Origin of the sequence: Bartonella sp. AP4SXKL (genome assembly GCF_042195845.1) — a bacterium.
In the GTDB taxonomy this organism is placed as follows: Bacteria; Pseudomonadota; Alphaproteobacteria; order Rhizobiales; family Rhizobiaceae; genus Bartonella.
The window spans coordinates 1-12,804 of the sequence record NZ_JBHIPA010000023.1; the positions used below are offsets into that span (position 1 = coordinate 1).

Genomic DNA, 12,804 nt, shown 5'->3' on the forward strand with positions numbered 1-12,804 from the left:
ACCAAATCGACAAACATCTCGTAGAGCAGGGCGCAATCGGCTTGCATTTTTATCTGTGCTGTATCGCTCAAGGGTTCGTGAGGGTTGCCATGGGTTTTGTGATCACCTTCAAAGACAAAGGTCCATTTATGCCCGTGTTTTTCATCCGCACGAGATTGGTCAAGATGGGCGCAAACAACCCCAATCGAGCCCACAACCCCTGTACGAGCTACCCATATTTGAGAAGCCGCACAAGCAATGGCATAAGCTGCAGAACAGGCAAACTCATTGGCATGTGCCCAAATGGGCTTGTCGTATTGTTTTGAGAGTGTTTGAAACTCTTCAACCAAATCAAACACACCGCCGGCTTCTCCACCGCCGCTGTCAATATCAAATAAAACAGCGCGAACATCAGGTTGTGCAATGGCTTCACGAAAAGAAGCGCTTAAACCTTCATAAGAGGTTAGCCCCGATAAAGCCCCAAGCCATGCACCACGGCGCACAAGCGTGCCATGAACCGGTATTATGGCAACATTGTTTTGTACTACATAAGTTTCAGGGGGTCTTAAAGCTTCTGTATTCTCTTGCGAATAAGCTTCAATGGGAAACTTTTCTCCCTCAAAAAGGCGTGGTGCAAGAGCATTCAAAATGATATCAAGCTTTGTCGAGGCAAGCATATGAGGAACCCCAAAAAGCCGTGATGCCAAAAACGGCATATCAAGATTATTCACCATTTTTATGTGCCTCACTGCCTTGGTTACTTTCATAAGTTTCAGAAGGTTCTGAATCTGCGGTATCAATTACTTGATTGCTATCAGAGGTCGCTGCCATATCCGTGTCAAAAGATAAGCCGCGCGCACGAGCGTCTGTGTGCTCTTCTTGCAGTTCGGCATGAATGCTGTCGATATCAAAGCCACGCTCGGCAAGTGCCATGCGTCGTGTTTTCAAGCCTGCACGAATTTCTTCTTTTTCCGCTGAGATATCCTTGTTTGGATCAATCATTTCAAGCGGGGGTGCAAAGCTTTCACATTGAAGCCATGGCAAGGAATTTTCTTCCCACCCTGGCAAATTGACACATCCAGAAAGCACTGCCATTTCAACAAAACGCTCCCAAACAATGCGGTTAAACTGAAAGGCAATAATATGTTCACGCCATTGTTTGACGTGCCGTCTAAACTGAATGATAGAGGTACGCACATTAGAAAAATTCCCCCGCGTAACGTCTCCAGTCACAACGGCATAAGGCATATTAAGTGCTGCACAAATTTTCAAGATATTGCGAAATTGAAAAGCCTCATAAGAGCCACCAACCTCAACAGGATTTGAGAATGTAACTTCTTTATTCTCTCCTAAATAAAGAGATGCACCGGGCGCAATGACAGGTGCTTTGTATTCTTCTTCAACGTTGTTTTTATCACGATTATCGGATAATTTTTCGACGTTTGGTGAATTGTCCTTGACAAACGCCGCGAAAAGAGCCGCCGTCCTTTTTCTATCGAGTTCTGCGTCGTCATAGGATTCGAGTTGAAAGATCTTTGTCATAGCGCGCGTTATTTTTGGAGAACCGCGCAATTGTCCGGCAATACGGCGCTCTTTGATATGAATGACCATTTCAGCAGGGACACGCACGCGCTCTTGGCTCTCAAATGCTATATTTGCAGGGACATCATCATAGGGGTGATGTTCCCAGAAATGATAAGCAACACGCTTGCCACTGGCATTAAATTCAATCCCCATACGAATGTAATTGCCTTCAATATCAGCCGGTCCATTGTAGGTAAGGTCTAGCATTTCGGTGGGATAAACTTGTAATTGAAGCGGCACACCAGAGCGCCCGTAGAGGTCAACATAATGTAGTCTTACAAAACATTCACCAGTTAGAAAGACTTCTCGTGCAATGGTTGCTTGAAGTCCATAAAAATTGGCATCTTCATCATAGTCCGCCTCATCAACCCATTGCCACCATAAGTCTAAAAGCTTTTTCTTTTCTTCTTGAAAACCTTCAATACGAGGATAGGGTTTAATCCCATCACTAACAGCCGCAGAGACCCATTCTTCTGTTGCAGACCCATAAAGAGATTCATTGTCATAAAGCCATCTTGAACGGGCAACAATGGTATCACCGCATTCTTCAATCGCTTTATTAATATGTTTTTTTGCGGGGTCAAAACCACCCATACGGCGGCTTTTACTTGCAGCTTCAAAAGGCGGATTGTGTTGACGAGAAATTGTAAAAAAGCCCGTGAGTTTATTGATAAAGCCAGCCATTAATAGCCTCGTGATATATTAAAATAGAAAACGCGTGAACGCTTGCGTCCTTCAAGGTTGGCTATTTGTGTGTTCAGCATCTCAAGCGCTCTGCGCAGTTCCTCAACAGAGCGGTTACTGACTTGCTTATCGCCATGGCGTACCGATTGCGCACCCGAATAAAGAGCCTCTTCAATTTGTTCACGCCGCCTTTTTAAACTTTCCAGTCTGTCAATTTTGCTGTTAATTGGTTCTAAAGTTTCACCCACAAATTACCTCCAATCCCCTCGCATATAAGGATTCATCACTGTTCTGGATTGTTTCCTTTGAGGTTTTGCTATCTGAGATCTTCTTGGAGAAGTGAATGAAGAAATCCCAGATGTTGGTTGCTCTACAGAACCTTCAATTTTAAGTTTTTCCAAACGCTCTTCTAAGATATCAACTTCTCGATTAAGGTTTATTCCCGCCGAAATCAGACCTTGTAAAGCCGCATAAGCATAGACCCTACAATCCAAGGCTTCGTTTCTTGCCTTTTCACTTTTTTGCCATTCAATACGCTTGAAGCCTTTGAAATATTTGATGACTTTTCTTTCAGCGGTCAGTTGGTCAAAATATTCCTGGTCAAGGCTTTTGTGAAAGTGTGTTGCACCAGCCCCTGATGCTTCAGGTCCCGATTTTTTAAACCGTGCCGTGATAATATCTTTTGCCGCGTCAACACCAACAATATAGAGATTAATCTGTCCTTTATTGTTTTTGCTTGGTCGGCGTGGCCATACCGCACGCCATCCCGCTTGCCCCTTAATGCCCCAGATACGCCGCCCTTCACGCGGGCGTACATAATTATAAACTGCCTGTGTGTGTCCACCACCGGTATCAATACAAGCAGCTGTTATCCTAATCCCCTCTTTATAGCCTGGATGCGGCCAACGTTTTGCAAGATATTCATCCAATTGGTCCCACACTTCAAAAGAAGAGGGATCACCAAGGATCACTTGATAATCAATATGCCAACTTTCTTCACTACGCCCCCATCCCACCACTTCAAGTTCCAAGCGGTCATTTTGCACATCAATACCAGCTGTCAACACGACGGATTGTTCTGGTGCAAGGGGATAATCTTCGCGTTTTGCATAGAGGCTATCAGGATCAACAACTTCGCCTGTTCTGTCCTCCCATGGCTCTCCAAGCACTGTATTAATAAAAACTTGCAAAAGAGCAGGGTCTTCTTTGGCTCTTAAAAATTCGCGCGCACAATCGCCCCAAGTCAGCCATGGCGAATAAAGCGCTGAAATATGGTAAGAACGCAGACGAGGCTTACTTGACTCCTGTGTTGCGATCCAACAAGCACCGTTTTCTTCTGCCATTAAGGTGGACTTACGATGTTCGGCATGTTCATGACCACAATGCGCACAAACAAAAACAGCTTTTTCGGGGGCGCCTTTTGGCCACTTAATTTGTGACCAAACAATGGGTTGTAGAACACCACATGCATCACAAGGGACATTGTAATATCTCTGATCACCTAGCACAAAATCCTTGGCGATACGGCTTGTGTCACGGTGGGTGGGTGTGGACAATTTAAAAATTTTACGTTGAATAAAAGCAGAGGTTCGTTTTTCCGCAATTGTTACAGGATCGCCTTCATTATCGACATTCAATGGGTAAGCATCGACTTCATCCAAAACCAAATAGCGAATAGGAGAAGAACGCAATCCAGCAGCACTATTTGCTCCTGTAATCATCAATGTCCCCCCATAAAATTCCTTTGAAAACATTGTATTTCCACTGTCTCTTGCACGAGCAGGAGCAATGCGTTCACTTAAAGCAGGGCTAGCTGAAATCATCGGATCAAGACGAGACTTTGACAGTTTCTTAGCGGTCTCAACTGTCGGCATTACATAAAGGGCAGGTCCTGGACTATGATGAATGGCATAACCACAAAAGTTCAACGCTGCTTCCGACATTCCAATCTGAGCCCCCTTCATCACAACCGTTGTTTCAGTCGGATCATAAACAGAAAGATTATCCATGATCTCTCGTAAATAGGGGGTACGTATAGTCCTCCATAATCCAGGCTCAGCACTCGTAACTGTGCTCAAATAACGATTTTTATCAGCCCACTGGGAAACAGTATAAGGCGGGTCAGGACGGCGTCCTTCATTCGCATAGCAAAAAAAGAGCCCAGCACCAGAGGACGAGGGCGAAGCATCACTTATCATGTTCTGGATTCTCTTCTAAAATATTGGGATCGTGAAAAGAAACAGGGACGACATTTTCCACTAAAGCTTTGCGCATATGATGATCGATAGCTCCAATAAGGCTCGCAGCATCACATCCCACTTGCGCCGCAATTTCAGTACCAAAGCGATAGGCAAAATTGAGCATTGTATCTCGATGCGCTCTTCCAAAGTTCCATGCTTCTTTTCTCACTTCTTCACGATCAACAGTGGTTTCGCGTAACTTTTCCAGAGCAATCTTTTCTTTTGCTAGCGCAACTTGCATCCGCTCTAGTTTTATCTTGTATTCATTGGCTCCATCTGTGGAGGCTTGTTTGATCTTTGTCAGCGGTTGACCATCCGGTGCTAAAAATGGAGTAGGGCGCTTTGTTGGATTCTCATTCCAGATAGCTGTTGCAAGCGCTTCATTGACAGAACCATCTTCAAAAAGAGCCGCATCAAATTTACCTGTCTTTATCCGAGAAACCACCGCATTATGTGAAACACCCATCTTTTTTGCAAACGCACGAACCGATAGACCCTTACGATTCTTCTTATTCATAGTTGCTCCTTGCTTTTTCTCTGCCATAAGAAGTAAGAGTTTACGGTGTTACGAATGATTGACAATCGGGTATAATCCGGTATATATTCCGGTATGAAAACAGATACACTCCAAATTACACAAGAATTGTTGGCTCTCATTGCTGAAATTGATGAGTTCAAAGGGGCATGGCGCGCCCTTGGTACTCTTGCACCTGAGCGATTGAACGCTCTTCGTCATATTGCTACTGTTGAAAGTATTGGATCTTCCACACGCATTGAAGGGAGTAAGTTAACAGACCGCGAAATCGAACAGCTTTTGGTAAATTTAGAAATTAAACGTTTCAAGAGTCGTGATGAACAAGAAGTTATCGGTTATGCCAAGGTTATGGAAACAATCTTTCAATCTTGGAGTGATATTTCTATTACTGAAAATCATATTAAACAACTTCATCGTGATCTTTTGTGTAATAGTGAGAAAGATCAACGACATCGAGGTGAATATAAGACTTTACGCAATGATGTAGCAGCATTTAATTCTCAAGGGAAAATGGTTGGCATTGTTTTTGAAACAGCTACACCATTTGATACACCATACCGAATGCAAGAGCTTATTACTTGGTTCAATAAAACCAATGAATTAAAGGATCTTCATCCTTTACTTACGATTGGTATTTTTAATGTAACATTTTTAGCTATTCATCCTTTTCAAGATGGAAATGGACGTTTAAGCCGTATCTTAACCACCCTTCTTTTGTTACAAAAAGGTTATGTTTATGTACCATATTCATCACTTGAAAGCATTATTGAGAATAATAAAGAAAGCTATTACTTAGCTTTAAATCAAACTCAAAAAACAATTTATACTAAAACACCCAATTGGGAGCCTTGGATACTCTTTTTTTTACGTGCTCTACAAAAACAAAAACGCCAATTAGAAATAAAAATAGAGAGTGAAAAAAATGCTCTTTTTTCCTTATCTGAATTGGCTCTTAATATTCTTGATTATGTGCGTAATCACGGACGTGTTACAACCCGCGATATGGTGCGTGAGGTTGGTGCAAGCGCTAATACACTTAAAGTAACTTTTACATCATTAGTTGAAAAAGGTCTTTTGATACGTCATGGTGGTGGACGATCAACTTGGTATAGTGCACCTTAATTTTATTACCTTCTTAACCACCTCCCCATTGTTGAGAACGGGGAGGGGAGTTCTATTTTTTTAATTAAGCAACCTTTTTAATGGGGCTCTCCAAATTTGGTTCGTAAGCTTTTAACAAAGGCTCCATAATCGGGGGAGGTTTTAAGGTTCCAAAATTTGTAATCATTGCCAAAATTCTGAGTGCATTTGGTGATTCATCTTGAAGTTTTAAAATCAAAGCTTTTTCTATTGCATCCATGGTCTCAATGAGAGCATTAAAAGCCTTATCTTCGACATCATCACGATCAGAAAATTGAAACAAAGCTATCCATAAATCACATAAAAAGTCGATACTGGTGTTCATTGTACACCTCCATGGATTTGTTCTCTCAAACATGCCAATCCTTTTGGTGTGATTTTTGTTGAAGGGAGCACCTTTTCTGTACCATCCGGTCTTTGAATGGTGATAGCAGGACAGTCCATGAATCCTTTCTTGATCTTATCCTGATAAGGTAACAGCGGCGCCCCTGGAGCCCGTCGATACACCCAATCATGTTTACGCAAGTAATCAGTTAAATCCTTTGGTCTTACTTCCAACATCTTTGCTGCTTCAATAAGACCGAATAAACCATCAGAGCGCTTTAAGCCATCCAAAGCTTTTGCTTTTGGTGTCAATTCTGCAATCACATGATCTTTATGTTCTATTTGGCTTTGTAGATGATTCAAAACACCAAGCAATGCTTCCGGTTTGGAATAGTCAACTTGTGATGCAGTTATCTGTGGTGTTGCTACTTGCTTCAAAAGCCGTTCACATTTGATAAAGTATAAACGAGCTTCTCTACCTTTCTTATTGTTCTCAAGCATAGAAAGCTCTTTTGCTACATTTAGTGTAAGATAATATTCTTTTAACACTACATTTTGACGTTCGCCAGTTTTGGCGAGCGTTAAAATATAATCTATTCCCTCTTCTAAATTGTATTTGATAATACGGTCTTTAATCCAATTGGAAAAGTCTCGTTTTGCCTCTAAGAATGTGTGCAGATTACGTGCATTTACTGTTTGAACAATTTCCTGTCCAACAGTTTGTTCCGATATCGGAATAAGAGTGTTCATTGTGAACTCCTTATGGTTAAATGTTTTCATTGACACCTTAGAAAGGTATCGGGCGCTGAAAACACGGCCATAAGTCCGTCGTTATGCTTTCCCCCGAAAGGGTATTTTATGGCATAACCACACCCGACAAGACCAGTATACGCCATACGCATATAATGAGTCAAAGCCTTCAATGTACGGAAAAAGATTGTATCGGCAATCCATCCGCTTATGGTTTTAAGGTGTTTTCAGGCACCTGATTCGAAGATACCTATTACTGTAGAATTGTCAAGTAATAAAAATTACTTTTTGCTAAGAAAACGTTTCACATACTGTACAGTGTACATATTGAAATCATTATTTATCAATGAGTTAAATGTACAATGTACAGTCAAATTGAAAATTCTGTCGCTAGCGATAGTTCGCGCTCGTCCGCCCCGCAACAGACCCAACCCGCTGGGAAGTACCTTTTGAATTGATTTTATTGACTTTTTTTATGAAAAAACAAAGCATAAGTGATAATCTGTTTTTAAAGTTGCAATAAGAATATGTAATTCCTAAACTCATAAGGATATGGAATATATAGATAAAGCTTGAGAACATGATCTAGCCTTTCTTATTAGCAGCGTATTCTTGACGAGAAAGTTGTCTCTGTATGTTTTTGGTTAATCTTTCATTGGCATATTGTGCAATAGCACTTGCAATCTCTGGTTTGGACATCACCCCAGCAATTGAAGGTCCCTCTTGTTTTGCAATGGGAAATTTATCTCCATCCGCTCTTTGAAATACATTACCATTCAGCTTTTTTAATTCAACACGCTTTGGAAAACTGCCTCCCTTGATAAAACCATGGGGTAAGATTTCTTTCTTTCCAAACAGTGTGTAAGTTACGCCGCGTTTTGTTTCGTTTACTTTAAAAAATTTAAGAGGTATCGGTGTTCCAGAACCAATGATATCTGTCTCAAGAAACCTTGCTGTTGCCTTTTCTTTAATATAAACACCTCTTCTTATACGCTTTATTTGGGCTGATGAGATGTCTGCAACTTGCTTTTCAGTAAAGCGTTCAACTTGTTTTGCTGCAGTGTTTAGAGCATTACGCAGAGCCCAATTAAGGCGAGGGGCTTGAAGGCTTGTGAAGGTATCTTTTGCCTGTTGAAGATACCATTTTTGGTGGATGATTAACTTCAACTTCTAAGCCTTTTTTGGGGTAGGTGACTTGGAAGCTTCAGATGCTTTTGGCTGTTCGAGTGGAATTTCCTCTGTCACTGGTTCAGACGATGTTTGTACGGCTTCTTGTTTTATCTGCTTAATTTGTTCAACTGTCTTGTCTGTTTTTGCTGTTGTCTTGACGTCAACAAAAAGTTTTGCAGCATTAGCGCGCTTGAGACGTGCGTAGACTTGATTGGAAACTTCAACAAATGGATTATTGGGTGTTGATGGTTCAAATCGAACAGTGCTTTTATTGTCTCCAACAACACACATTGGCTTAGTGATGACAGCTTTCATCATTGCTCCTTTTGCGTCATAATTAATGACATCATTAGTCAATTATTGATTTTTGTTATTTGAAAAATAGATTAGTCAGAATTACCCAGAAAACAGGGCTTTCTAGCCACGTTTCAAGATCACATTTTACTAAATTTTTAGAGGATATTTTTGAATTTTGGACGCAATTCGACCAGTACAGCAGCGTCATTAAATACGACTTTTCACATATTGTCAACAAAAAAAATCAATATATTGTGTTTTTTTTATTTTTTTACCTAAATATGCTGCTTTACAAACAAATGATGCAAATATTCCGTTCCCAAAAATCGTTTATACGTTAAAGCATTTACCATTTATTTTTTGGATAAAAATACTTCTGGAGAGCATTTAGAGCAATACGCAAAGAACTAACAAGATGTGGTAATGTTTGGTTTTCTATAACAAGATGTTGTATCGCGGCATAAAGATTATACTGTCTATAGAGGTGTTGTGCTTCTTTGATAGCCTCTTGCATGTTTGAAAACTGTTCTGTTGCAAATTTAATCCATTTTTCTTTTGCTGTCTCATCAGAAGATGAGGGCATTTTATCATAAACAGCACTTGGCAAACCTTTTGCACACGAATAGTCATTTTTCACTTCAAGATATTTTTGCGCAGCATCATATTGGTCTTGATTTATTTCGCCTTGCAAATAAAGCCGCCCGATATAGGTACCGGAAAGCGGATTTTTAGCCTCTTCTATGGTCAAACAGAAGCGTTTGGCACGCATTTCAATTGCCAATTTATCCATGGGTTCATGCGGTGTTTTTGCTCGTGAGATACGTCCATTTGGTTCTCTGATACATCCTTTAATCCGAGGACGACCGCGTTTTGCACGTTTTTTTCTTTTTGTCATATTTTTTTTCAATCAGAATGGGACGCTATCGTTAAGAGCCGTTCTATAATCTTGAGCCCCTGAAGCGATAGCATAATTTTGAGAAGTAATAGGTGAAGGGGTAGGGGATGCCGATTGATCTTTCTTTGCATCAAGCAAATACAATTCACCTTTGAATTGTGGTAAGACAATCTCTGTTGTGTAACGGTCATGCCCATTTTTATCTTGCCATTTGCGTGTCTGTAATTTTCCTTCTATGTAAACCTTTGAACCTTTGTTTAGATACTGAAGTGCAATTTTTGCCAAATGTGGATTAAAAATCACCACGGAATGCCATTCTGTTTTCTCTACTTTTTGATTGGTTTTTTTATCTGTATAGCTCTCAGAAGTCGCTATACTAAAATTGACTATTTCTGCTCCAGAATTCATTGTTTTGCTTTCGGGATTGGCACCAAGGCGCCCGATTAACGTCACTTTATTTAGCATATTTGTAGCCCCATTAGATTAGCAATTTATACATGAAAAATCTTAGCATAATTTGCATATTTATACAATTATTTCAGTTTATTAATAACAGTTTTTTAAGTATTACATTATAATATTGTTTGACAAATTATTTATCAAAAAACCATGTCACACAAATGGCATGGCTTTCTTATTTCTGCTTTTAACTTTTCAATAAATATCCTTTCATTAAGAGTCTGTATCAAACTTTTTTGTTCGATTTATTGTTGACTATCGAACCTTTTTGTGCGATATTCATTTTATGAAAAAAGGGGGAGGCTAAATGAAACGAGAAGCACTGCTTAGAGAATTACGTAAAGAAGCCAGAAAAAGAGGCATTCATTACAGTGAAGCTCCTGATGCAGGCAAAGGGTCACATTATTTGGTAACTTTTGGAGACAAGACAACCGTTATAAAATCTGGTGAATTGACCCCACTTTACGTGAAAATAATAAAAAAGCAGTTGGGGGTATGAGTTACTCTCTCAACGGCTTTAATTTTTCGTTTCAAAAACATTTTGATCATAGTGAGGAGACCTAAACATGGAATATACGTATCAAGCAAAACTGGAATCTGATCCGGATGGTGGTTTTATTGTGACTTTTCCAGATGTACCAGAAGCAATAACAGCTGGAGAAAATAGAGCAGAGGCATTAGAGAATGCTGTTGAAGCTTTAGGGTTAGCATTACGGAGCTATCCTATGCGTGGTTTGCCTTTACCAATGCGACAACAGTATAAAGACCTTGTAGAGGTTACGGTAGATGCGTGGAATGCTCTTAAGCTCGCAGTGGTAGAAGCCTTTAATGAAGCAAATATCACAAAAACAGAATTGGCACATCGTTTGGGTAAAAAAGAAACAGAAGCAAGACGCATTCTTGATCCAAATTATCCAACTAAGCTTCAAACACTAGAGCAAGCACTGAGTGTTCTTGGCAAGCAAGTCGTTATTACAATCAAAAACGCGGCTTAACTTCCTCCCCACTTTTAAAATGGGGAGGGGAGTTCTATTTTTTTAATTAAGCAACCTTTTTAATGGGGCTCTCCAAATTTGGTTCGTAAGCTTTTAACAAAGGCTCCATAATCGGGGGAGGTTTTAAGGTTCCAAAATTTGTAATCATTGCCAAAATTCTGAGTGCATTTGGTGATTCATCTTGAAGTTTTAAAATCAAAGCTTTTTCTATTGCATCCATGGTCTCAATGAGAGCATTAAAAGCCTTATCTTCGACATCATCACGATCAGAAAATTGAAACAAAGCTATCCATAAATCACATAAAAAGTCGATACTGGTGTTCATTGTACACCTCCATGGATTTGTTCTCTCAAACATGCCAATCCTTTTGGTGTGATTTTTGTTGAAGGGAGCACCTTTTCTGTACCATCCGGTCTTTGAATGGTAATAGCGGGACAATCCATGAATCCTTTCTTTATCTTATCCTGATAAGGTAACAGCGGCGCCCCTGGAGCCCGTCGATACACCCAGTCATGTTTACGCAAATAATCGGTTAAGTCCTTTGGTCGTACTTCAAGCATTTTCGCTGCTTCGATAAGACCAAACAACCCATCAGAGCGCTTTAAACCTTCCAAAGCTTTTGCTTTTGGAGTCAATCCAGCAATGGTGTTATCCTTTTGCTCGATTTGATTTTGTAAGTGATTTAAGACACCAAGTAATGCTTCGGGTTTGGAGTAGTCAACTTGTGGTGTTGCTACTTGTTTCAAAAGCCGTTCACATTTGATAAAGTATTGACGCGCTTCATGCCCTTTATCATTACGCTCTATCATCGAAAGATGTTTAGCCATGTCTAATGTAATGTGGTATTCTTTTACCTTTCCACCGTTTTCTAAATTTTTAGAAAGCGTTATAAAGTTTATATTTTCCAGAAACTTACATTCTTTAATGCGATTTTTAATCCAGTCTGCAAATTTTGATGTAATTTCCAAAAATGCGTGCAAATCACGTGCATTTACTGTTTGAACAGTTTCCTGATCAATAACCTGTTCTCTAATTTCTATGAGAGTGTTCATGTGAACTCCTGTTCGATTAGACGTTTTTGATTGACACTCAATAAAGAAAATGCCGGGTGCTCAAAAACACGGCGAACAGTCCGTCGTTACGCTTTTCCCATAAGGGTATTGTATAGCGCAACTACACCCGACAATGCCATTATATGCGTGTAACATACAATGAGTCAAAGCCTTTAATGTGCGGAAGAAAAATTGTGTCGGCAATCTATCCGCTGTTCGTTTAAGGTGTTTTTGAGGCACCTAATACCAAAGATATACATTACAGAAATAATGTCAAGCGGCTTCCGATAGTTTTTTATGCTCTTGTTGATTTTATCGAACGTTGAGAAGAGACAACGTAATCTAAACAGTTTTATAAAATCGGGAATTTTACTATGGCTTTTTAACTGAGCACTGTAGTGTGTAAATGGATATATTTATTAAACTGCGTGTACGTAACATAAGAAACAATACACAAACTAAAAAAGAATACCAAAGAGCAATATCTGAGTACCAAAGTACAGTATCCAATGGAAAAGAAAGCTTATGCTGCACGTACTTAGAAATGACAGATAAAGGAACCGTTTCTTTATAGCTACTTGGGAAAATTAAAACGACAAGCGCTAAAATTATTATATTTAAAAGTCTGTGCATATACTGTTGTAAATCACGTGTTAGTTTCACCCAACCCGTTGTATCATCATCTTTATATTTTGGATT

16 protein-coding genes and 1 pseudogene are annotated in these 12,804 nt (G+C 39.8%); 3 read left to right on the forward strand and 14 right to left on the reverse strand.

What is annotated here, in order from left to right; all coding sequences use genetic code 11:
* From ACFIMI_RS08765 to ACFIMI_RS08785, 5 genes are all read right to left on the reverse strand, one after another.
* Positions 1-713 (reverse strand): S49 family peptidase (locus ACFIMI_RS08765; RefSeq protein WP_375692474.1); only part of this gene is annotated, 713 nt, incomplete at its 3' end.
* Positions 703-2,247, reverse strand: coding sequence for a phage portal protein (locus ACFIMI_RS08770; protein WP_375692475.1), 1,545 nt, complete (start codon positions 2,245-2,247; stop codon positions 703-705). The genes ACFIMI_RS08770 and ACFIMI_RS08765, both read right to left, overlap by 11 nt.
* Positions 2,247-2,495, reverse strand: coding sequence for a phage head-tail joining protein (locus tag ACFIMI_RS08775; RefSeq protein ID WP_375674893.1), 249 nt, complete (start codon positions 2,493-2,495; stop codon positions 2,247-2,249). The genes ACFIMI_RS08770 and ACFIMI_RS08775 overlap by 1 nt, the downstream gene beginning before the upstream one ends.
* A 3-nt stretch (positions 2,496-2,498) precedes the next feature.
* Entirely contained in the window at positions 2,499-4,445 is a 1,947-nt protein-coding gene (locus ACFIMI_RS08780; RefSeq protein WP_375628335.1) for a phage terminase large subunit family protein, read from the reverse strand.
* A complete protein-coding gene (locus ACFIMI_RS08785; protein WP_375638734.1) occupies positions 4,435-5,004 on the reverse strand; it encodes a hypothetical protein in 570 nt (189 codons plus the stop codon). Before ACFIMI_RS08785 ends, ACFIMI_RS08780 begins: the two co-directional genes overlap by 11 nt.
* A gap of 93 nt (positions 5,005-5,097) precedes the next feature.
* Here ACFIMI_RS08785 and ACFIMI_RS08790 point away from each other — a divergent pair, with 93 nt between their 5' ends.
* Positions 5,098-6,144, forward strand: a complete 1,047-nt coding sequence (locus ACFIMI_RS08790) for a Fic family protein (protein ID WP_375668741.1) — start codon at positions 5,098-5,100, stop codon at positions 6,142-6,144.
* A 64-nt stretch (positions 6,145-6,208) separates the two neighbouring features.
* On the opposite strand, the gene ACFIMI_RS08795 is transcribed toward ACFIMI_RS08790, so the two are convergent.
* The 6 genes from ACFIMI_RS08795 to ssb form a co-directional block, all read right to left on the reverse strand.
* Positions 6,209-6,487, reverse strand: coding sequence for a hypothetical protein (locus ACFIMI_RS08795; RefSeq protein ID WP_375629339.1), 279 nt, complete (start codon positions 6,485-6,487; stop codon positions 6,209-6,211).
* Positions 6,484-7,236 carry a phage antirepressor KilAC domain-containing protein gene (locus ACFIMI_RS08800; protein ID WP_375674899.1) on the reverse strand — a complete coding sequence of 251 codons (753 nt, stop codon included), beginning with the start codon at positions 7,234-7,236 and terminating at the stop codon, positions 6,484-6,486. Before ACFIMI_RS08800 ends, ACFIMI_RS08795 begins: the two co-directional genes overlap by 4 nt.
* A gap of 585 nt (positions 7,237-7,821) precedes the next feature.
* Positions 7,822-8,403 (reverse strand): hypothetical protein, encoded by a 582-nt coding sequence (locus tag ACFIMI_RS08805; RefSeq protein ID WP_375692476.1) that lies wholly within the window; start codon positions 8,401-8,403, stop codon positions 7,822-7,824.
* Between the two features lie 3 nt (positions 8,404-8,406).
* On the reverse strand, positions 8,407-8,721 hold the full coding sequence (locus ACFIMI_RS08810) for a hypothetical protein (protein WP_375692477.1): 315 nt from the start codon (positions 8,719-8,721) through the stop codon (positions 8,407-8,409).
* Between the two features lie 328 nt (positions 8,722-9,049).
* On the reverse strand, positions 9,050-9,598 hold the full coding sequence (locus ACFIMI_RS08815; RefSeq protein WP_375657558.1) for a hypothetical protein: 549 nt from the start codon (positions 9,596-9,598) through the stop codon (positions 9,050-9,052).
* 12 nt (positions 9,599-9,610) lie between these two features.
* Entirely contained in the window at positions 9,611-10,063 is a 453-nt protein-coding gene (gene ssb / locus ACFIMI_RS08820) for a single-stranded DNA-binding protein (protein WP_375620506.1), read from the reverse strand.
* A gap of 301 nt (positions 10,064-10,364) precedes the next feature.
* Here ssb and ACFIMI_RS08825 point away from each other — a divergent pair, with 301 nt between their 5' ends.
* Both ACFIMI_RS08825 and ACFIMI_RS08830 read left to right on the forward strand, forming a co-directional pair.
* On the forward strand, positions 10,365-10,556 hold the full coding sequence (locus ACFIMI_RS08825; RefSeq protein ID WP_004859817.1) for a hypothetical protein: 192 nt from the start codon (positions 10,365-10,367) through the stop codon (positions 10,554-10,556).
* A 67-nt stretch (positions 10,557-10,623) separates the two neighbouring features.
* Positions 10,624-11,052, forward strand: coding sequence for a type II toxin-antitoxin system HicB family antitoxin (locus tag ACFIMI_RS08830; protein WP_006589119.1), 429 nt, complete (start codon positions 10,624-10,626; stop codon positions 11,050-11,052).
* Positions 11,053-11,098: 46 nt separating this feature from the next.
* Here the strand turns inward: ACFIMI_RS08830 and ACFIMI_RS08835 are convergent, their stop codons facing one another.
* The 3 genes and pseudogenes from ACFIMI_RS08835 to ACFIMI_RS08845 form a co-directional block, all read right to left on the reverse strand.
* Positions 11,099-11,377 carry a hypothetical protein gene (locus tag ACFIMI_RS08835; protein WP_375629339.1) on the reverse strand — a complete coding sequence of 93 codons (279 nt, stop codon included), beginning with the start codon at positions 11,375-11,377 and terminating at the stop codon, positions 11,099-11,101.
* Entirely contained in the window at positions 11,374-12,105 is a 732-nt protein-coding gene (locus ACFIMI_RS08840; protein WP_375629342.1) for an antA/AntB antirepressor family protein, read from the reverse strand. The genes ACFIMI_RS08835 and ACFIMI_RS08840 overlap by 4 nt, the downstream gene beginning before the upstream one ends.
* Positions 12,106-12,477: 372 nt before the next feature.
* Positions 12,478-12,804, reverse strand: a pseudogene (locus tag ACFIMI_RS08845) (hypothetical protein); the annotation flags it as partial.

What these genes read in the sequence shown, in the direction of transcription:
- ACFIMI_RS08800 (WP_375674899.1), bottom strand. Translation starts at nt 7,236, where the DNA reads ATGAACACTCTTATTCCGATATCGGAACAAACTGTTGGACAGGAAATT.
- ACFIMI_RS08835 (WP_375629339.1), bottom strand. Translation starts at nt 11,377, where the DNA reads ATGAACACCAGTATCGACTTTTTATGTGATTTATGGATAGCTTTGTTT.
- ACFIMI_RS08810 (WP_375692477.1), bottom strand. Translation starts at nt 8,721, where the DNA reads ATGAAAGCTGTCATCACTAAGCCAATGTGTGTTGTTGGAGACAATAAA.
- ACFIMI_RS08840 (WP_375629342.1), bottom strand. Translation starts at nt 12,105, where the DNA reads ATGAACACTCTCATAGAAATTAGAGAACAGGTTATTGATCAGGAAACT.
- ssb (WP_375620506.1), bottom strand. Translation starts at nt 10,063, where the DNA reads ATGCTAAATAAAGTGACGTTAATCGGGCGCCTTGGTGCCAATCCCGAA.
- ACFIMI_RS08785 (WP_375638734.1), bottom strand. Translation starts at nt 5,004, where the DNA reads ATGAATAAGAAGAATCGTAAGGGTCTATCGGTTCGTGCGTTTGCAAAA.
- ACFIMI_RS08825 (WP_004859817.1), top strand. Translation starts at nt 10,365, where the DNA reads ATGAAACGAGAAGCACTGCTTAGAGAATTACGTAAAGAAGCCAGAAAA.
- ACFIMI_RS08770 (WP_375692475.1), bottom strand. Translation starts at nt 2,247, where the DNA reads ATGGCTGGCTTTATCAATAAACTCACGGGCTTTTTTACAATTTCTCGT.
- ACFIMI_RS08795 (WP_375629339.1), bottom strand. Translation starts at nt 6,487, where the DNA reads ATGAACACCAGTATCGACTTTTTATGTGATTTATGGATAGCTTTGTTT.
- ACFIMI_RS08830 (WP_006589119.1), top strand. Translation starts at nt 10,624, where the DNA reads ATGGAATATACGTATCAAGCAAAACTGGAATCTGATCCGGATGGTGGT.
- ACFIMI_RS08815 (WP_375657558.1), bottom strand. Translation starts at nt 9,598, where the DNA reads ATGACAAAAAGAAAAAAACGTGCAAAACGCGGTCGTCCTCGGATTAAA.
- ACFIMI_RS08780 (WP_375628335.1), bottom strand. Translation starts at nt 4,445, where the DNA reads ATGATAAGTGATGCTTCGCCCTCGTCCTCTGGTGCTGGGCTCTTTTTT.
- ACFIMI_RS08790 (WP_375668741.1), top strand. Translation starts at nt 5,098, where the DNA reads ATGAAAACAGATACACTCCAAATTACACAAGAATTGTTGGCTCTCATT.